Annotated in this window: 15 protein-coding genes; 10 read left to right on the forward strand and 5 right to left on the reverse strand. The window is 36.1% G+C overall.

The genetic code is table 11. The annotated features are described in order from the left end of the window. Nucleotide 1 precedes the first annotated feature (1 nt). Nucleotides 2-865, forward strand: coding sequence for a prolipoprotein diacylglyceryl transferase (gene lgt, locus L6469_RS08955; RefSeq protein WP_006282782.1), 864 nt, complete (start codon nucleotides 2-4; stop codon nucleotides 863-865). A gap of 58 nt (nucleotides 866-923) precedes the next feature. Here lgt and mutS read toward each other — a convergent pair whose 3' ends face one another. Continuing rightward, on the reverse strand, nucleotides 924-3,587 hold the full coding sequence (gene mutS / locus L6469_RS08960) for a DNA mismatch repair protein MutS (protein ID WP_074548060.1): 2,664 nt from the start codon (nucleotides 3,585-3,587) through the stop codon (nucleotides 924-926). Between the two features lie 394 nt (nucleotides 3,588-3,981). Further along, a complete protein-coding gene (locus L6469_RS08965; protein ID WP_006282785.1) occupies nucleotides 3,982-4,422 on the reverse strand; it encodes a glucosaminidase domain-containing protein in 441 nt (146 codons plus the stop codon). A gap of 381 nt (nucleotides 4,423-4,803) precedes the next feature. Here L6469_RS08965 and leuS point away from each other — a divergent pair, with 381 nt between their 5' ends. The 6 genes from leuS (at nucleotide 4,804) to L6469_RS08995 (ending at nucleotide 13,854) form a co-directional block, all read left to right on the forward strand. Next, on the forward strand, nucleotides 4,804-7,662 hold the full coding sequence (gene leuS, locus L6469_RS08970; protein ID WP_006282786.1) for a leucine--tRNA ligase: 2,859 nt from the start codon (nucleotides 4,804-4,806) through the stop codon (nucleotides 7,660-7,662). Between the two features lie 29 nt (nucleotides 7,663-7,691). Further along, nucleotides 7,692-8,651: a YitT family protein gene (locus L6469_RS08975; RefSeq protein ID WP_027453223.1), complete on the forward strand. Its 960-nt coding sequence runs from the start codon at nucleotides 7,692-7,694 to the stop codon at nucleotides 8,649-8,651. Nucleotides 8,652-8,719: 68 nt separating this feature from the next. Then, complete coding sequence (locus tag L6469_RS08980) at nucleotides 8,720-9,319, forward strand: non-canonical purine NTP diphosphatase (RefSeq protein WP_006282788.1); 600 nt, start codon at nucleotides 8,720-8,722, stop codon at nucleotides 9,317-9,319. A 95-nt stretch (nucleotides 9,320-9,414) separates the two neighbouring features. Next, nucleotides 9,415-11,433 carry a two-component regulator propeller domain-containing protein gene (locus L6469_RS08985; protein WP_006282789.1) on the forward strand — a complete coding sequence of 673 codons (2,019 nt, stop codon included), beginning with the start codon at nucleotides 9,415-9,417 and terminating at the stop codon, nucleotides 11,431-11,433. 14 nt (nucleotides 11,434-11,447) lie between these two features. Beyond that, nucleotides 11,448-12,827 carry a CotH kinase family protein gene (locus L6469_RS08990; protein ID WP_006282790.1) on the forward strand — a complete coding sequence of 460 codons (1,380 nt, stop codon included), beginning with the start codon at nucleotides 11,448-11,450 and terminating at the stop codon, nucleotides 12,825-12,827. A gap of 34 nt (nucleotides 12,828-12,861) precedes the next feature. Beyond that, complete coding sequence (locus tag L6469_RS08995) at nucleotides 12,862-13,854, forward strand: acyltransferase family protein (protein WP_006282791.1); 993 nt, start codon at nucleotides 12,862-12,864, stop codon at nucleotides 13,852-13,854. 469 nt (nucleotides 13,855-14,323) lie between these two features. Here the strand turns inward: L6469_RS08995 and nadA are convergent, their stop codons facing one another. The 3 genes from nadA to L6469_RS09010 form a co-directional block, all read right to left on the reverse strand. Continuing rightward, nucleotides 14,324-15,313, reverse strand: a complete 990-nt coding sequence (gene nadA, locus L6469_RS09000) for a quinolinate synthase NadA (RefSeq protein WP_173651938.1) — start codon at nucleotides 15,311-15,313, stop codon at nucleotides 14,324-14,326. Between the two features lie 572 nt (nucleotides 15,314-15,885). After that, nucleotides 15,886-16,941, reverse strand: a complete 1,056-nt coding sequence (locus L6469_RS09005; RefSeq protein ID WP_006282793.1) for a glycosyltransferase family 9 protein — start codon at nucleotides 16,939-16,941, stop codon at nucleotides 15,886-15,888. A 14-nt stretch (nucleotides 16,942-16,955) separates the two neighbouring features. Next, nucleotides 16,956-17,561, reverse strand: coding sequence for a DUF4254 domain-containing protein (locus tag L6469_RS09010; RefSeq protein WP_006282794.1), 606 nt, complete (start codon nucleotides 17,559-17,561; stop codon nucleotides 16,956-16,958). Between the two features lie 218 nt (nucleotides 17,562-17,779). Here L6469_RS09010 and L6469_RS09015 point away from each other — a divergent pair, with 218 nt between their 5' ends. The 3 genes from L6469_RS09015 to rnc are packed head-to-tail and all read left to right on the forward strand — an operon-like array spanning nucleotide 17,780 to nucleotide 20,371. Further along, the gene (locus L6469_RS09015; protein WP_006282795.1) at nucleotides 17,780-18,016 is read left to right on the forward strand and encodes an acyl carrier protein; all 237 of its coding nucleotides are present in this window, start codon (nucleotides 17,780-17,782) and stop codon (nucleotides 18,014-18,016) included. Nucleotides 18,017-18,036: 20 nt separating this feature from the next. Further along, nucleotides 18,037-19,299, forward strand: coding sequence for a beta-ketoacyl-ACP synthase II (gene fabF, locus L6469_RS09020; protein ID WP_006282796.1), 1,263 nt, complete (start codon nucleotides 18,037-18,039; stop codon nucleotides 19,297-19,299). Continuing rightward, nucleotides 19,289-20,371, forward strand: coding sequence for a ribonuclease III (rnc, locus tag L6469_RS09025; protein ID WP_006282797.1), 1,083 nt, complete (start codon nucleotides 19,289-19,291; stop codon nucleotides 20,369-20,371). The genes fabF and rnc overlap by 11 nt, the downstream gene beginning before the upstream one ends. Nucleotides 20,372-20,459: the final 88 nt, after the last annotated feature.

The raw sequence follows: 20,459 nt of genomic DNA on the forward strand, positions 1-20,459 counted from the left end.
TATGTTTACAGATTTAGTAAACTATATAGTATGGAACCCAGACCCAATTATTGGCTCTCTGGGTCCTATTACATTGCGTTATTATTCGCTCTGCTGGATTATCGGTCTAGCGCTTGGCTATGTGCTCATGCAGAAGCTATATCGCCAGCAGAAACTCTCAGATGAACAGTTTGAACCACTCTTTATCTATATCTTCCTCGCAATTCTGCTAGGAGCACGCTTAGGTCATTGTCTCTTCTATGAGCCAGACTACTTTCTAAGTAGTGGCACTCATCTCCTCGAGATGCTTCTTCCGGCTCGATATGGCGCTGATGGTAGTTGGCACATTACAGGTTATGAAGGACTTGCATCTCATGGTGGTGTTTTTGGACTCTTTGTCGGACTTTGGCTCTACTGTCGCAACTTTAAGGTTCCAGGATGGGTTGTACTCGATAATATGGGTATCTGCTCAAGTATAACAGCTTTCTTTATCCGCCTCGGTAACCTCATGAATTCAGAGATTATCGGCAAAGTAACCGACGTACCATGGGCCTTTATTTTTGCCCGTGTAGATGGCTACCCACGCCACCCTGGACAACTTTATGAGGCTATCTGTTATCTACTCTTTTTCTTCATCATATTGATAATATACAAGAAGAAGGGTACTCAGAGTATAGGTTCTGGGCTCTATTTTGGTCTCTGCCTTACCTTGATTTTCATTGCACGATTCATTATTGAGTACACCAAAGAAATTCAAGTTGCATTCGAGTCAAGTCTACCTATGGATATGGGGCAAATTCTCTCTATTCCACTCATTATTATCGGTGTATATAGCATTGCCACAAGTGGTAAGAGGATGAAATTAAAAGAAGTTATTCGTAAATAACCATCATTATACTATATATCATAAAAGGCGTACCCATGAAGGGATATGCCTTTTATGATTATTTGCCTGAAACAATTTTCTTAATTTCATTCAGTTTGTTGAGAGCTTCTACAGGTGTAAGATTATTAATATCTAAACCAAGTATCTCATCACGCACCTGACAGAGTATAGGATCATCAAGTTGAAAGAAACTAAGTTGCACATCCTGTTGGGTTGAAGCGATCTTCTCTACCTGAGGTCGCCCTACACTACCCACATTTGAATTTTCATTCTCTAACTGTTTCAATATTACATGAGCACGCTTTACTATACTCTTCGGCATACCAGCAATTTCTGCCACGTGAATACCAAATGAATGGTTACTTCCTCCCCTTTCAAGTTTACGTAAGAAGATAACCTTACCATCAACTTCTTTCACACTTACATTATAATTCTTGATACGTGAGAAAAGCTTTTCCATCTCGTTAAGTTCATGATAATGAGTAGCAAAAAGAGTACGGGCATTAGCCGATGAATGTTCATGAAGGTATTCCACAATAGCCCATGCAATAGAGATACCATCATATGTAGAAGTACCCCTCCCCAACTCATCAAAGAGTACCAAACTGCGAGGAGTAACATTATTCAGAATATTAGAAGCCTCTGTCATCTCAACCATAAAAGTAGATTCTCCCAAGGAAATATTATCAGATGCACCTACACGAGTAAAGATTTTATCCACCAAACCAATTCTAGCACCTTCAGCGGGTACGAAACAACCTATTTGAGCTAATAATACGATAAGGGCCGTTTGACGCAGTAGTGCTGATTTACCAGCCATATTCGGACCAGTTATCATCATCACTTGCTGTTTATCATTATCTAGATACACATCATTAGGCACATACTGCTCTCCTATTGGCAACTGTGTTTCGATAACAGGATGTCTCCCCTGCTTGATATCTATAATTTCAGAATCATCTACTACAGGACGCACGTAATGATTTAACTCTGAGATTGCAGCAAAACTCAACAAACAATCGAGTTGAGCTATCAGGTTAGCATTAATCTGAATCTGAGGAATGAAAGCCTGCATATCAACTATTAACTCGCTAAAAAGTTTTGCTTCAAGCGATAAGATACGCTCATCAGCTCCAAGAATCTTTTCTTCATACTCCTTGAGCTCCTGAGTAATATAACGTTCTGCTTGAGCTAATGTCTGCTTACGAATCCACTCAGCTGGAACTTTATCTTTATAAGTATTTCTTACCTCTAAATAATAGCCAAAAACATTATTATAGCCCACTTTTAACGAACTAATACCAGTCTTCTCAGTTTCCTGTTCCTGTATCTTCAACAGATAATCTCTACCATTGCGACTAATACTTCTCAGCTCATCAAGCTCAGCATTATAACCATCTGCTATAACATCACCCTTATTCACAAGCTGTGGTGGATCTGGCTGTATTTCCTGCTCAATCCTATTTTTTAAACTCTCACAAAGATTCAGCTGTTCTCCTATTCGCTTCAAATCTTCGTTCTTAGCATAAAGACAGGCCGTCTTTATCGGTCGTAAGGCATCTAATGCAACTCTTAATTGTACTACTTCACGAGGCGATACTCTACCAACTGCCACTTTTGAGATAATACGCTCTAAATCGCCTATACGATGCAACTGATCATCTATGCACTCACGAAATTCTGGTTCACGAAAGAAATACTCTACAACATTCAGTCGCTCATCAATAGGCTTTACACTCTTTAGAGGGAACACAACCCATCGTCTCAACATACGTCCACCCATTGGCGTAATGGTATGGTCGATAACTTTCAACAAAGAACTACCCTCCTCCTGCATCGGAGAAACAAGTTCTAAACTTCGTATCGTAAAGTTATCCATACGTACATATTTTTCCTCTTCAATTCTAGAGAGCGAAGTAATATGATTAATATGAGTATGTTGTGTAATTTCAAGATATTGCATGATAGCACCACTTGCAATTACACCATTTTTGAGATGTTCTACACCAAAACCCTTCAAGTTTTTAGTACCAAAATGCTTTAAAAGTTTTTGGCGAGCCGTCTGCTCAGTAAACACCCAGTCATCAAGTTCAAAAGTAACTAGTTTGGTACCAAAAAAACGTTCAAAATCTTCTTTTTTGGCACGATCATACAGTATCTCCTTCGGCATAAAGTTGCCAATGAGTTTTTCTACATAATCATAAGTACCTTCTCCTGTGAGAAATTCACCAGTTGAAATATCAAGAAAAGAAATACCACAAGCATTCTTACCAAAATGCACTGCAGCCAAAAAATTATTTTCTTTATAATTCAGGACATTATCATCGAGGGCGACACCTGGCGTAACCAATTCTGTTATACCACGTTTCACCATCTTATCCATCTCTGTAAGGCCTTTCTTTCCTTTCAATGCCTCCCGCTTCTTTTTGGGATCTTCCAACTGATCACATATAGCAACACGCTTACCTGCACGAATCAACTTAGGCAAATAAGTATCAAGGGCATGATGTGGGAAACCTGCCATTTCCATCTGCCCTGTATTACCACCATTATTTCTGCGAGTCAAAGTAATTCCCAATACTTTAGAGGCTTCTATAGCATCGTCACCATATGTCTCATAGAAATCACCACATCTAAAAAGCAAGAGCGCATCAGGATGTTGGGCTTTCATCGAGAAGAATTGCTTCATCATCGGAGTAAGTCCTGAAGTATCTTTAGCCATAATATTTATTGATTTAGGCTACAAAATTACTCAAAAAGAGAATAAACACAAAATTATAACTCATTTTTCTCTGTATCATTATCCATTATGCATAAACCTACATAGACTTTATAGTATATAACCACCTCTATCCTCCCCACCACTACTCTTAAAAAGAGTATTACAATTTTCAAAAAACGTCAGAAAAATATCATTAATTTTTAACATCGTAACCACCCCATCTAGAAAAAACGCAAATAAAATGAAATAATTCAGTATAAGATTTTGAATACCGAGGGATTAAATACAAAAGCTTGACTTTTAGTGATTAAAGTGAAAGCTTTTACCTTTAAATTTTATTGGATAATTTGTAAAATAATTTAGATAAAAAAATACATATTTCAGAAGAAAGTCACTAGATTTTCCAAGGAAGACGATCAGCAATAATACGCACCTTCGAAACATAGCGAGGATCCTCAGCATAACCGATACGACGAAGAAAAAGATAATAATCACCTGAATTATACTTATACTGTACATCATCACGATAAGCCTTTACACTCTCCTTCCAATTATTAAATTCATAATAGCTTCCATCAGAAGGATGACGAAGACCAAATAAATTATGATGCGTAAGACATACATGACTAGAAAAATTACCCGTTTCAAGAATGGCTTGCGCAACGACAATCTTCTTGAAAAGTACACCATATTCTTCAAGGGTTTTGTAAAGATTTTCAATAGTCAACTCTTCCCCATTATCATCTACCTCACCTTCGATAACATATTGTGGCGGAAATTCCAATATCTCAGGATGCAGAAAAGATCTATCATTGATTGCTTTCTGTGGAATCATATCTTGAGCTTGCGAGCTCAAAACAAACACGCCGAACACGCAAACCATAATAAGACGAAATAAAAATATTTTTACCTGCATACCACTAATATAACGCTAGTTACTCTTTTTTAGTATATACTAAAAAGAAATATTTAGCTATAAAAAAATATTCTATGGATTATTAAATAATATTTAACAAATACATTCATCCATTATATGATTTATAGATTTTTCTATCCATTGATAAAAGTAACAAAATAAATAAATGAAACCAAAACTAATAATCCTTTTTATAAAGATGTGAAAATTTGGATATATCACAAAAAAACAGTAATTTTGCATCTAATTCTTAAGAATTATAAACCAAGATTTCGAAAATCATAAAATATCATTATAGAAATGGATTACAACTTCAGAGAGATCGAGAAGAAGTGGCAACAGAACTGGGCTGAAAATAAGACCTATCATGTTACCGAAGACGAAAACAAAAAAAAGTTTTATGTGCTAAACATGTTCCCTTATCCATCAGGAGCTGGTCTTCACGTAGGCCACCCTTTAGGATATATTGCAAGTGACATTTTTGCACGTTATAAGCGTCTTAAAGGCTTCAATGTACTCAACCCAATGGGTTATGATGCCTATGGTCTTCCTGCAGAGCAATATGCCATCCAGACAGGACAACATCCTGCTATTACTACAGAACAGAATATCAGTCATTATCGCGAGCAGCTCGATAAAATAGGTTTCAGTTTTGACTGGGATAGGGAAGTACGTACTTGTGATCCAAAATACTATCACTGGACACAGTGGGCTTTCGAGAAGATGTTTGGCAGTTTCTACTGCAACACTTGTAAGAGTGCTCAGCCTATCGAAAAACTTGTTGAGCGTTTTGAACAGAAGGGTACAGAGGGACTCGATGTAGCACAAAGTGAAGAACTGGAATTTACAGCAGGAGAATGGAATAGCTACGATGATAAGAAAAAACAACAGGTACTGATGAACTATCGTATCGCTTATCTAGGCGAAACTATGGTAAACTGGTGTCCAGGACTTGGTACCGTATTGGCTAACGATGAAGTCGTAGATGGTGTAAGCGAACGCGGTGGCTATCCTGTTATTCAGAAAAAGATGATGCAGTGGTGTCTACGTACCTCTGCTTACGCTCAGCGTCTGCTTGATGGTCTTGATACTGTAGACTGGACAGACTCTATTAAGGAAACACAGCGTAACTGGATAGGTCGCTCTGAGGGTACAGAGGTAGAATTCACTGTAAAAGACAGCGATGTGAAATTTACAATCTTTACCACTCGTGCGGATACTATGTTTGGTGTAACTTTCATGGTACTTGCTCCTGAGAGCGAATATGTACAGCAAGTTACAACAACCGAGCAAAAGGCTGCAGTAGAAGAATACCTAGAATATGTAAAGAAGCGTACCGAGCTTGACCGTATGTCAGACCGTAAAGTTACAGGTGTATTCACGGGTAGCTATGCTATCAATCCATTTACCCAGGAAGCTATTCCAATCTGGATTGGTGAGTACGTATTAGCAGGATATGGTACTGGTGCTATCATGGCAGTACCTGCACACGACAGTCGCGATTACGCTTTTGCTAAGCATTTTAATCTGCCTATCATTCCATTGATTGAAGATGCTGATGTTAGCGAAGAGAGTTTTGATGCTAAAGAGGGCATCGTAAGTAACTCTCCTGTAGCAGGAAAAAATAGTCTTGATGGTTTTAGTCTGAATGGCCTTACAGTAAAAGAGGCTATTGCTGCAACCAAGAAGTTTGTAACCGAAAAGGGTATTGGCCGCATCAAGGTAAACTATCGTCTGCGTGACGCTATCTTCTCTCGCCAACGCTACTGGGGCGAGCCATTCCCTGTATACTACAAGGACGGTATGCCACAAATGATACCTGCAGAATGCCTACCTTTGGAATTACCTGAAATCGATAAATATGAACCTACAGAAACAGGTGAACCACCATTGGGCCGTGCTAAGAAATGGGCTTGGGATGAAGCTAACAAGCAGATAGTAGATAAGAGTCTTATCGATAATGAAAAAGTATTCCCACTGGAACTTTCAACCATGCCAGGTTTTGCAGGTAGCTCTGCTTATTATTTACGCTATATGGATCCTAACAACAACAAAGGACTAGTAGGAGAGAAGGCTGATAAGTATTGGCAGAATGTAGATCTCTACGTAGGTGGTACAGAGCACGCTACAGGTCATCTTATCTATTCACGCTTCTGGAATAAGTTCCTCTTTGATAATGGTGTAAGCTGCCAGGAAGAACCATTCCAGAAATTGGTTAACCAAGGTATGATCCAGGGGCGGTCTAACTTCGTATATCGCATAAATAGCGATGACCATAGTAAGGCACCGGTATTCGTTTCTAAGGGTTTGAAAGATCAGTATGAGACAACACCTATTCACGTATGGGTAAATCTTGTTAAAAACGATATACTCGATACAGAAGCCTTTAAACAATGGCGTCCTGAATATGCCAATGCTGAGTTTATCCTTGAAGATGGTAAATACAACTGTGGTTGGGCTATCGAGAAGATGAGTAAAAGTATGTTTAATGTCGTTAACCCTGACGATATCGTTGAGGAATATGGTGCAGATACTCTTCGTCTTTACGAAATGTTCCTAGGTCCTGTAGAAGCCAGCAAGCCATGGGATACTAATGGTATTGACGGTTGTTTCCGATTCCTTAAAAAATTCTGGAATCTCTTCTTCGAGCACAATACAGATAAACTCATTATCAACGATGATGAACCTACGAAGGAAAATTTAAAATCTGTACACAAGCTCATCAAGAAGGTATCAGAAGATATCGAGAAATTCAGTTATAACACAGCAATATCAGCCTTCATGATTGCCGTTAATGAATTAGGGCAACAGAAATGTCACAACAAGACATTACTCAAGGATATGGTTATCCTTATTGCACCATTTGCACCACATATTGCAGAAGAACTCTGGCACGTTTTGGGAGAAACTACTAGCGTATGCGATGCTGCATGGCCTACTTATGACGAAAGCTATCTCGCAGAAAGCGAAATGCAACTTACTATCAGTTTCAACGGTAAGGCACGTTATCAGAAAACATTCCCAGCTGATGCACAGAAAGATGCTATCGAAAAAGCAACTCTCGAAGATGAGCGCAGCCAAAAGTACTTGGATGGCATGCAGATAGTAAAAGTTATCGTAGTACCTAAGAAGATTGTCAATATCGTCCTCAAAAAATAATAAGAGGGTTAAATTATCGCTAAGAATATATGACAATAGATCAAATCGATCATAGAATGATACTCAATGAGGTTAAGGATTATATTTTTATAACCCTTGGCCTCATGCTTTATGCATTTTCATTTACAGCATTTCTGCTTCCATACCAGATTGTTGCAGGAGGAGTGACTGGTATTTCAGCGATTGTACTATATGCGTCGAATATACCAATACAATACACTTATTTTCTCATCAATATAGCCTTGCTGGTAGTGGCACTAAAGATATTGGGATGGAAATTTCTGATGAAGACTATCTATGCCATCTTCATGTTGTCATTTCTCTTGATGATAACAGGCGACTATATGCCGAAAGATGCTGCAGGACACTATGTTAAGATATTAGGCGAGGGACAAGATTTTATGTCTTTGCTTATCGGCTGTACACTTACTGGTTCAGCATTAGCTATCGTTTTCATGAACAATGGTAGTACTGGTGGTACTGATATCATTGCAGCCAGCGTAAACAAATTCTATAATTTGTCGCTTGGCCAAGTTTTAATTGCTGTAGATATCTGTATCATAGGAAGTTGTATTTTCATACCTTCTTTCGGTGGACCACTAGACCGCATTCATAAAGTAGTTTTTGGTCTTTGTACTATGGTAGTGGAGAACTTTATGCTCGACTATGTGATGAATGCCCGAAGAGAATCTGTACAATTTCTTATTTTCTCTAAGAAATATCAAGAGATTGCCAATGCTATCATGATGGAAACAGATCATACTCTAACTATACTCGACGGACATGGATGGTATACAGGAAAAGAAATGAAGGTACTCTGTCTTTTGGCCAAGAAGCGCGAAAGCACAAGTATCTTCAGACTTATAAAACTTATCGATCCAAATGCTTTTGTTTCACAGAGTAGCGTTATCGGTGTTTATGGCGAAGGGTTCGACCATATTAAAGTAAAGCTACCTAAATGTCGAAAAAAGGAAAATACAGAGGCATAAACTTGCAAGAATTAACAGATGCATTTACTAATACATCTGTGATTAGCAACACATAAAAACTATGAAATATGAAAATCGTATTTGCAACAAATAATCAGCATAAACTACAGGAAATCAGAGAAATTTTAGGCTCTGATTTCGAAGTAGTAAGTTTAAAAGATATTGGCTGTGATGTAGATATTCCTGAAACAGGAACTACTCTCGAAGCGAATGCCCACCAGAAAGCCAGTTATATATACGAAAACTATGGTCTAGACTGTTTTGCAGATGATACCGGTCTAGAGGTAGAAGCCTTAGATGGTGCCCCAGGTGTACATTCTGCACGCTATGCAGAGGGTACAGACCATGACAGCGAAGCTAACATGGCTAAACTACTTAAAGAATTAGAGGGTAAAAATAATCGTAAAGCTCGTTTTCGTACAGTCATCGCCCTTATCCAAAAAGAAGGTGACAGTACTATCTGTAGTAGAGAATATAGCTTTGAAGGCGAAGTAAAGGGAGAAATCGCTACAGAGAAGAGTGGGAAAGGAGGTTTCGGATACGATCCAATCTTCGTACCTGAAGGGTACGATAAAAGTTTTGCTGAACTTGGTGAAGAAATCAAAAATAAGATTAGCCATCGTGCAAGAGCTGTAGCAAAACTTGCAGAACATCTGAAAGACGAATAACAACAAAATATTCGACCAACAATTTCGTTTGATAGAATAGGGGATTATTCCCCTTCTTCAAACGATTTTTTTTTATAAACTAAACAAATAGATATATGATCAAGAAAAGTACTATACTCACTATCATGGGATTGATCATCACCATTGCACTGCAAGCATCTACCATTGGCACTTGGAAAAATTATATGGCTTATTACGATGTACAGGATGTACAGCAAGCAGGTAAACAGCTCTATGTATTAGCTTCTAACGATTTATATGTCTATAACGAGAATGACCAAAGTATACAGACCTATGATAAAACTAATGGTCTAAGCGACACCGAAATACAAACTATAAGCTATAATAAATCAGCTAAAAGACTCATCATATTGTATACAAACTATAATATCGATTTGTTAGACACAAATGGTGATATTACCAATATTGCCGCCTACCACAAAGCTACTCTTACCACTGGAAAAACAGTAAACCATATAGATAATTATGGCAAATATGCTTACTTAAGCACTGCATTTGGTGTTATGAAAATTAATGTAGCCAATGCTGAAATTTCAGAAACCTACAATCTTGGATTTAATGTAAACTGGACCCAAGTTAGCGGTAATTATATCTATGCTTACAGTAGTCAACAGGGACAATTTAGAGCACTTACCACCAGTAATCTTCAGGATAAGAGTAACTGGATAAGAGTAGGAGAGTATGTAGCTCCTACAGAAGAAGATAAGGACTCTCTCATAGCCTTTGCTAAAACACTTAACCCAGGTGGACCTAAGTATAACTATTTCGGATTCATGAAGTTTTATAATGGTAAATTATATACCTGTGGAGGAGGGTATGGTACAACAGAACTCAATAGAAACGGATGTATTCAGGTATTAAATGATAATAATTGGACTATATATGAAGATCAGTTAGAAAAGAAAACTGGTTACTCATACGTAGACATAACAACCTTAGCGGTTGATCCTCTTGATAATAATCATGTATTCGCAGGAGGAAGAACTGGTTTATATGAATTTGACAATGGCAAATATATTCAAGCTTATTCCTATGACAATACGAATAATATACTACAACCAGCAAGTAGTGTAGAGTCCACAAATAAAAATTATGTTATCGTTAGCAGTTTAGAATTTGACACTAATGGAAATTTATATGGATTTAATTCTAGAGCAAAAAGTTCAAACCTATTCAAACTAACCCATAATAAAGAATGGACATCACTATACAATGCTGAGTTTATGTATAATAGCAACAATTCTCTACAAAATATGTCATCTATGATGTTTGATAGTAGAGGGCTACTATGGATAGGTAACAATCATTGGAATCATCCTTATTTATTCTGCTATCAACCTTCAACCCAGGGATTAAATACATACAAAGAGTTTATTAACGAAGATGGTACAACTGTTAGTATAATAGAAGTAAGATGCATAGCAGAAGATAAAAGTAAAAATATATGGATAGGAACAAATGTCGGTCCAATAGTACTTAAACCTAATCAAATCACTTCTTCCAATCCTATTTTTAATCAGATTAAAGTTCCAAGAAATGATGGTACCAACTTAGCTGACTATTTATTAAGTGGCATAGATATTACATGTATAGCTGTAGATGAAGGAGGCAGAAAATGGTTTGGAACAAATAATAAGGGAGTATATCTTATCAGCGAAGATAATTACACACAAGAAGAACACTTTACCACAGACAATAGTTTACTATTATCTAATAACATAGAGAGTATCGCCATTAATTCTAGTACTGGAGAGGTATTTATAAGTACAGATAAAGGACTCTGCTCTTACATGAGTAGAGTAACTAAAACTGTAGATGATATGAATGACAATGAAACTTATGCTTATCCTAATCCCGTTAAACCAGGATATACAGGCCCTATCACAATTACAGGACTTAGTTATAACTCAAATATTAAAATTGTTACAACCAACGGAACACTAGTTACAGAAGGAACAAGCACAGGAGGTTCATTTGTATGGGATGGAAAAGACTTAAATGGTAAAAGAGTAGCAAGTGGCATCTACATGGTAGAAATTGCAAAAGAAAATGGCGAAAAAGGATTCGTCTGCAAAATAGCTATAATTAATTAATACTAAGATAAAAAATGAAAAAAAAAATAATTATTACACTATGCTTATTAGCTTTTCTTAATAGCTTTGCTAACAAGTATGATAAAGATAGTATAAAAAAAATAGATATTCCAGTAATGGAAATATATACAGAGAATAAAGAAGAGCCGTCATGCGATTATATTTTTGCACCAGAAGGAGAAGATGGAATAAGTATAACTAATACGACAAAAATACCAGGCAGAATAATATTATCTAGACTCGGTATACCATACTATGACAGCGGCGAATATGAAAACAATAAAGGAGGTATGAAAATCAAAATAAGAGGAAATACTAGTGCTTATTGGAATCCAAAAAAATCATTTAAAATAAAACTAGAAAAAAAGGCCGACCTATTAAATAGAAATAACAAAAATTATGCAGATAAAGAATGGGTTTTAATAGATGAAGGCGGAGATGGTATGATAGCTGAAACAGCATTTAAACTAAGCGAAGAAATAGGAATGCTATGGACACCTCAACATTGCTACATAAATCTGTTTATAAACGATGATTACAGAGGTATATATATGCTTACTGAATCAGTCAAAAGAAATACATCCGCCAGATTGAATGTAACTGAAACTGGCTATATTATAGAAAAAGACGCTTATTGGTGGAATGAAGACAAATATCTTACAACAAACACAAACAGAAAATACACTTTTAAATATCCCGATAGTGATGATGTTACTGATAGCATAAGCAACTGTATAAAATTATCTGTAGACAACTTAGAATATTCACTTATATCAGGTAACTATGAAGACTATATAGATATTAATTCATTCGCAAAATGGCTTCTTTGCCATGATATATTAGGAGACAGTGATGCAGCAGGATCTAATATATATATAACAAAATATGATAATACCAATAACACAAAAATAATGATGGGAAACATATGGGACTTGGGTGGCTCATTCAAAATAGCTGATAACTGGTCAGCTATACATACAAACCCATTATTTTACTATCCACAATTGATAGCTAGCTCCAATCAAAAATTTATAGATACATATCAAGAATTATGGAATAGTGAGGCCATTAAGGCTATTGATAATACCATAGAATATCTAAAAGAATACTCTCAATCTCAAGAAGCTATAAATCTACAAAAATTAAGACCAATTAATTGTGAGAGATGGAATTTTACTTCAGAATCTATACAATATGATATACAAGTAGCTGTTAATTGGCTCAACAATAGAAAAAAATGGTTAGATAACCATATCAATATTAGCAATAATATAAACTCTATAGAATACAAAAAAAGAAATCGCCATAACATATTTTCTATTAATGGAAAAAAAATAAACTATAACACGAAAGGTATAATAATTACGAATGGCATAAAATATTATCAACACTAAAGGCAAAATAATATAGAAAACTCATCACAAAAATATGCCAAGAATACATTGGATAGATTTACTGAGAGGCATCTGTATGATAGCTATACTTTTATTTCATACAGAAATGTATATGGTAGGCAAAGCAATTATACCCTATACTATGTACGTGACCAATGCGCTCATTATTTTTTATTTTATTTCAGGTTATCTGATATATAAAAAAAATGAATTTAAATTCATACATAAATTGAAATCCATTGGTCGAACAATGCTAATACCATACTTATTATTTACAAGTATAATAGGCATTGTTAAACCTTATGTAAAAGGACAACAGATTGATTTACTTCAAATAGGAGAAAATATTGCATTGGGACAAGCCTCATGGTTTATTGCCGCACTCATCATAGCTGAGTTATTATTATGCATAACGTTGTGGATAACTCGTGGAAAATTATCATGGATATTCTGTGTAGCATTAATCTGTCTAATATTATCAATAGCTTTCTCTGAAAGAAATATTGATTTTCCTTGGCAGATAAACAATGCTCTGCAAGCAGTATTCTTCCTTATTACAGGCTATGTATATCATCACTACGAGAAAAAAATCAAAGATATCAACAAACCATTATACAATATTTTATTACTTATTATCTTAATAATAATAAAAAGATATGAATATATACATCATGTAAATATGATGATTTCACCATTACAAATAGATCTATATCCTCTTTTTTTATTGGACATAACAATATGTATCATTGTTATGGTTAATATTTGTAAAGCAAAAACAAGTAAAATAATAGAATGGACAGGCAGCCACTCACTCGTATATTATTTTTTGTGTGGAGGTGTTCCTCTACTTGTAAGCAAATATTGGAGACATACTGGACTGACTTATGGAGGAAGATACTGGGTCATACTCTTAGCCTTTATTATCGTCTATATGATAACAACACTACTTACTTGGACTATTTATACCTATATTTATTCAGCTATAAAAAAGAAGATTAATTTAAAATATTTATTTGAATTTTATTGACATAATCCTTCCTGAGGTTTGCATATGATAGAAATGCATGGCAAAACTATAATGTTTATGGGTTAAAAACATGATGTTTATACTGCAAAAGTATAGTGTTTTGCCAGCTCAAGTGTTAGCTTTTCCCTTCATGAAGATTGAAGGTTGTTGAAAACACCAAACAGGCAGATTGAAAGTTGAAGATTTTGAGCCAGATGACGATATTGGGCGACTATGTTTTTTTGATATATTTTTGAATATTCCATATTACTTGAAAAAACATCTTATAAAACTCACAGCCACATATAATCAGCAATTGAAGGCTGTTTTATAAGCACTATAAAGATTTAGCAGATACCAATAAAAAATATAAGTAAAAACAGAAAAAATCCCTAAAGCTATGTTGATAACTTTAGGGATAACTATTTAATAGATCTCGTAATTATCCGATTTTCAACAATTTAAAGACATATAACTATCGAGATAAATCTTAGCAAAGACTCAACATCTTCTCGATAGGCTTAACTGCGTCTTTGGCTATAACAGGATCAACCTCTACAGATGGCCAACCGTACTTCAAAGTATTATAAATCTTCTGAAGCGTATTCATCTTCATAAATTCACACTCATTACAGCTGCATCCTAAGCTACCCTCGCTAACTTCTGGCGGTACAGGTATAAACTCAACTTCAGGACAAGAACGCTGCATCTCATGCAAAATACCAGCCTCTGTAGCTACAATGTACTGCTTTTGCTCAGGATGAGCCTTTGCATAATTGAGCATAGTAGCAGTACTACCCTTAATATCAGCTACTGCTAATACAGGTGCTTTACATTCCAAATGAGCCATAACCAATGCTTCAGGATTAGCCTTTTTAAGCTTAATAATCTCTTCTACAGAGAATTTCTCATGTACATGGCATCCACCATTCCAGAGAAGCATATTTCGGCCTGTAACGCTGTTAATATAGTTACCAAGGTTGTAATCAGGACCAAAGATAATCTTTTCATCCTTAGGGAAAGCATTAATTACCTTTTCTGCATTGCCAGAAGTTACAACACAATCGGTAAGAGCCTTGACTGCTGCTGTGGTATTGACATAACTTACCACTTTATATCCTGGATGCTCTTCCTTATATTTTCTCAGATCTTCAGCCTTACAACTGTCAGCTAGACTACATCCTGCATTAAGATCAGGAGTAAGCACAATTTTATCTGGACTAAGAAGTTTACAGGTTTCTGCCATAAAATGTACACCACACATCACCATGATATCTGCATTAGTTTCGGTAGCCTTACGTGCAAGTGCTAAAGAGTCGCCTACAAAATCAGCAATATCTTGAATATCACCAATAGTATAGTAATGGGCCAGAATAATGGCATTTTTTTCCTCGCACAGACGCCTGATTTCTTTCTTCAGATCAATTGATTTGTCTACAGGTTCATCTATATAACCTTTCTCCATCCATTCTGTTTTCATCACATCAATATTATTATATTCTATATTATTTATTTAAAAGAAAAATAAAATGGGATATTATGATACGCTGTGGATTTGTTTATATCTTTTAGCCTCAAAATTTGGATATTTCGTTATCCACGTCTTATGATGGGTTATCCCTATGATATTATAAGCATATAGCTCTGATTTATGAGTACTTAGATAAGTTTTCCACATTATCCCCTTTTGGTGCAAAGGTAATAAGTTTATATCTTTTATCCATAAAAAAGCGTGGAAAAGTGATATAAAAGTTTCTCATAAATGTGTTGATATCCACATTTTTTGTCTGTCCAAACTGAGTGTGTTATTAACTCAAAAGTTATAAGTTATTTATGAGGAGTTTTTCCATAGGGTTATCCACATAGTTATGAGTAGTCTAAAATAAGGTAATTTTTGTAGTTCCTGTTATTGGGCTATTTGGTATTCTAAAAAAAGAGAGGTGTTACTCCATCCAGAAGTAACACCTCTCTTTTTTAGAATATAAAAGGTAGTATCATATATACTTACTTGATGTGTTTGATATAATACATAATAAGTATAAGATAGATATGTTATTTTTGTATCAAAATATGTTCTACACGATTGACGATAAGATCTGGACTAATGTTTTTCATGCATGAGAAATCTCCTCGTAAACATGGTTTATTGCCGTAGATGCTACAAGGTCGACAAGGTAAATCTATTTGTACTGCATTATCAGGACTCTGCTTCCAGCCTAAAAAACCGGCATACGGATGTGTTGCACCCCAAACACTTACTACAGGGATATTGGTGAGTGATGCCAAGTGCATATTTGCACTGTCCATACTAATCATGACATCAAGATGACTCATAAGAATAAGTTCTTGCATGATTCCAGATAAAGCTCCAGATGCATTTATGCAATTTTTATATTTTTGAGTCCACTCTTCAAATTGTTGAGTTTCTTTTTTCCCTCCGCCAAAGAGGAATATTCTAGCTGATGGATGATGGTTAATCAGTGTAGCGATAACCTGTTCCATTAGTCTAGGTGGATAGATTTTACCCTCATGGGCTGCAAAAGGTGCGATGCCTATCCATTGAGAGAAGGCTTGCTTCTTACCGATGATATGCTCTGGCAAAAGTCGAAGATTTCCGCCTCCAGGAGGAAAAATAGAAGTAAAGTTCATTTGGATAGGATAGCCAAGTTCGGCAAAGACATCAGCATAATTCTGAAAGGCTGTAGGCTGCTGTATCAACTTTTTATTATTAAAGGAACATAGCATATGTTTACCCTTGCGATGCTTGTCGATATGGGCTACTTTAAAATTATCTAGATTAAATCGTAAGCGTAGAAAATTGGAACGTAATACATTATGTAGGTCGGCAATCGCTGTAAAGTGCTTAGCCGTAAGTCGGCGATACAGTGCATTTAGGCCCTTAATACCATGATATTCCTGTTTTACGTCTGCCTCCATAAAACTTACATTAGGGGCTAGATTTTCATAGAAAGGTCGTGCAAAAGGTCGACTGAGCATAGTAATCCTTACATTTGGATACTGTTTAGCCAGTGAGTAAATCACTGGCACAGTCATAGCTACATCGCCTATGGCAGAGAATCTTATAACTAGGATATGCTCTGTTTTCATAAACGGATAATAGTTTATTTTTTAGCGTATAATACAGGATTTGTATCTGTATCATTATACATTTTCATCTGGCGGTATACCTTCATATACTTTCTACCAGCTTCAATATCATCGAGCAGTTGATCAATAGCTATAGATAAATCTTTTTGCTGTTCGAGTAGGACATTGAGTTTAGCCTGACATTTAGCAATATGATCAGCAGAAGCATCATTACGTTCAGTCTGTTCCTTCATGTGATAAATTTTTAGTGCTAGAATGCTGAGACGATCAATTGCCCATGCAGGACTTTCAGTGTTGATGCGTGCATCATCTTGTATTTTAATCTCCTTATATTTATCACGGAAATAAGAATCAATCTGCTCAACTAAGTCGGTTCGGTCCTGATTACTCTTATCGATGCGACGCTTCAAAGTAAGAGCTTCAACAGGGTCGATTTCGGGATCTCTGATAATATCTTCGAAATGCCACTGTACAGTGTCAATCCAATTTTTGAGATATAAAATGTAATCGATAGTATTCTCGGCATAACGATTTTGGATGGGAGTGTCAATATTATCCTTTACATGATAATCTTGAATAGCTTCGTTAAATATAACGTTACAATGTTCTGAAAATGACATATTTAAGTATAAATTGATTTGTTCACAAAAGTAGTTATTTATTTGTAAATAAGCAAATAATTGGAGAAAAAAGCAAAAAAATGCACATTTAGGGTACCCCTGTGCAATGAAAGTCGCTTTTTTTTCAAATTTATTTGCTATATTGGATTTAATTTTGTTTCTTTGCACCCGAATTTTTTAATTAGAAATCATTTATAAACATTTTAAAAGTTACAATTATGTCAGAAATTGAATCAAAAGTAAAGGCTATTATCGTTGATAAACTCGGTGTTGATGAGTCTGAAGTAAAGGCAGAAGCAAGCTTCACAAATGACCTGGGTGCTGACTCATTGGATACAGTAGAATTGATTATGGAATTTGAGAAAGAATTCAACATTTCTATCCCAGACGATCAAGCTGAAAAGATTGCAACTGTAGGTGATGCTATCTCTTACATTGAAGCAAACGCTAAGTAATTAGCACTTAAAAATATATAATGGAATTAAAAAGAGTAGTAGTAACAGGACTTGGTGCCGTAACTCCATTAGGAAACACTCCTGAGGAGACATGGGAATCTATGGTTGCCGGCAAAAGCGGTGCTGCTCCTATTACAAATTTTGATGCATCCCTTTTCAAGACTCAGTTCGCTTGCGAAGTAAAAAATCTTAATGTAAACGATTACATCGATCGTAAGGAAGCTCGCAAGATGGACCGTTATACTCAGTTTGCTATGATTGCTGCAATGCAGGGTGTAAAGGATAGTGGTCTTGATGCGGAATCAATAGACAAGAGTCGTGTTGGTGTTGTCTTTGGTGTAGGTATCGGTGGTATTCAAACATTCCAGGAAGAAGTAGGTTATTATGCTACTCATAAAGAGAATGGTCCTAAATTTAATCCATTCTTCATTCCTAAGATGATTGCGGATATTGCTTCTGGTCAGATTTCAATCCATTTTGGATTCCATGGACCTAACTATACCACAACAAGTGCATGTGCTTCTTCTAGCAATGCTGTTGCTGATGCATTTAACTTGATTCGTTTGGGTAAGGCTGATGCTATCGTAACAGGTGGTGCAGAAGCTGCCATTTGTGAGACAGGTGTTGGTGGCTTTAATGCAATGAAAGCATTGTCTACACGTAATGATGATCCAGAGCATGCGTCTCGTCCATTCAGTGGAAGTCGTGATGGTTTTATCATGGGTGAAGGTGCTGGTTGCTTAATTCTTGAAGAATTGGAGCATGCTAAAGCTCGTGGAGCGAAGATTTATGCTGAGATGGTTGGCGAAGGCATGAGTGCAGATGCTTATCATATCACAGCTTCTCATCCAGAGGGCCTTGGTGCTAAACTTGTTATGCAAGCTGCACTTGAGGATGCCAACTTAAAGCCTGAAGACATTGACTATATCAATGTTCACGGTACATCTACTCATGTAGGAGATATCTCTGAGGCTAAGGCTATTAAGGATGTCTTTGGTGAGCAGGCTTACAAGCTTAACATCAGTTCTACCAAATCAATGACTGGTCACTTACTTGGTGCTGCTGGTGCTGTAGAGGCAATGGCATGTATACTAAGTGTGAAGAATGACATTGTTCCACCTACTATTAACCACGTTGATGGTGATGAGGATCCTGAATTGGATTATAATATGAACTTTACGTTCAACAAGGCTCAGAAACGTACCGTACGTGCAGCCTTGAGTAATACATTCGGTTTCGGTGGTCACAACTGTTGTGTAGTATTCAAGAAATATGCTGAATAATTTTATAGATAGAATAAAGCTCCCTTTCCGCAAGGATAAGGAGCTTTGTTCTTCTTTATATGATATTCTCGGTTTTTATCCTCACGACATTAAGCTCTATAAACAGGCTTTGATGCATAAAAGTATCATGCATCGCAATTCTAAAGGTAAGCCTGTGAATAACGAACGTCTAGAATTCTTAGGCGATGCTATTCTAGATGCTATTGTCGGTGACATTGTTTATCAGCATTTCCCTGGTAAAAGAGAAGGCTTTCTTACCAATACCCGAAGTAAACTTGTACAGCGTGATACGCTTAATAAGTTAGCTCAGGAGATGGGTATCACCCAGTTAATTCTTTCTAATGGACACAGTTCCTCTCATAATAGCTATGTGGGAGGAAATGCTTTCGAAGCTCTGGTTGGTGCCGTATATCTCGATCGTGGTTATAATGCTTGTATGAATTTCATGCAGAATCGTATTCTGGCAAAAATGATAAACATCGATAAGGTGGCTTATAAGGAGGTAAACTTTAAAAGCAAACTGATTGAATGGAGCCAGAAAAATCGAGTTAAACTGTCTTTCGAAATGACAGGTCAGGATAAAGATAAGAATGGCAGTCCTATTTTCTCATATAAGGTTGTTATTGAGAATATAGATGGTGCAGAGGGGAAAGGTTATTCTAAAAAAGAAAGCCAGCAGATTGCTTCTAAAGGAACTCTGGATAAACTTCGCAAAGAACCTCAGTATATTGATGCTGTTTTTACTGCTAAGGCTAATCGTACAAAGATGGAAGAGGAACCTGTAGAGAATGTCCCAAGTACTGATATAAAAGACGATTTTATTATTACTAAAGAGTCAGAAGAACCTGTTATAGAAGAGAAACATATTAACGTTTTTCGTGAGAAAGTATACGACGATATACCTAATCGCAAGCGTAGAGTTCCAATGTATACTCTTGGTGAAGAACAGGTTCAGAATAGTGTCTCGGATGATAATGATGAATTTAGTCTGAATGATATTTCGGTTAATCCGAAAGAAAAAACCAAAGAAGAGATTATTACAGAAGCTGAAAATGCAGCTTTTGGTAACTAAACATATTTTGGCTGAATGAAGTAAAAAGTATTCTTGTATCTGATATCAGATATGAGGATACTTTTTTGGTTTTCCTGAAATGAGGAAT

Origin of the sequence: Segatella baroniae B14, assembly GCF_022024235.1 — a bacterium.
Taxonomy (GTDB): domain Bacteria; phylum Bacteroidota; class Bacteroidia; order Bacteroidales; family Bacteroidaceae; genus Prevotella; species Prevotella bryantii.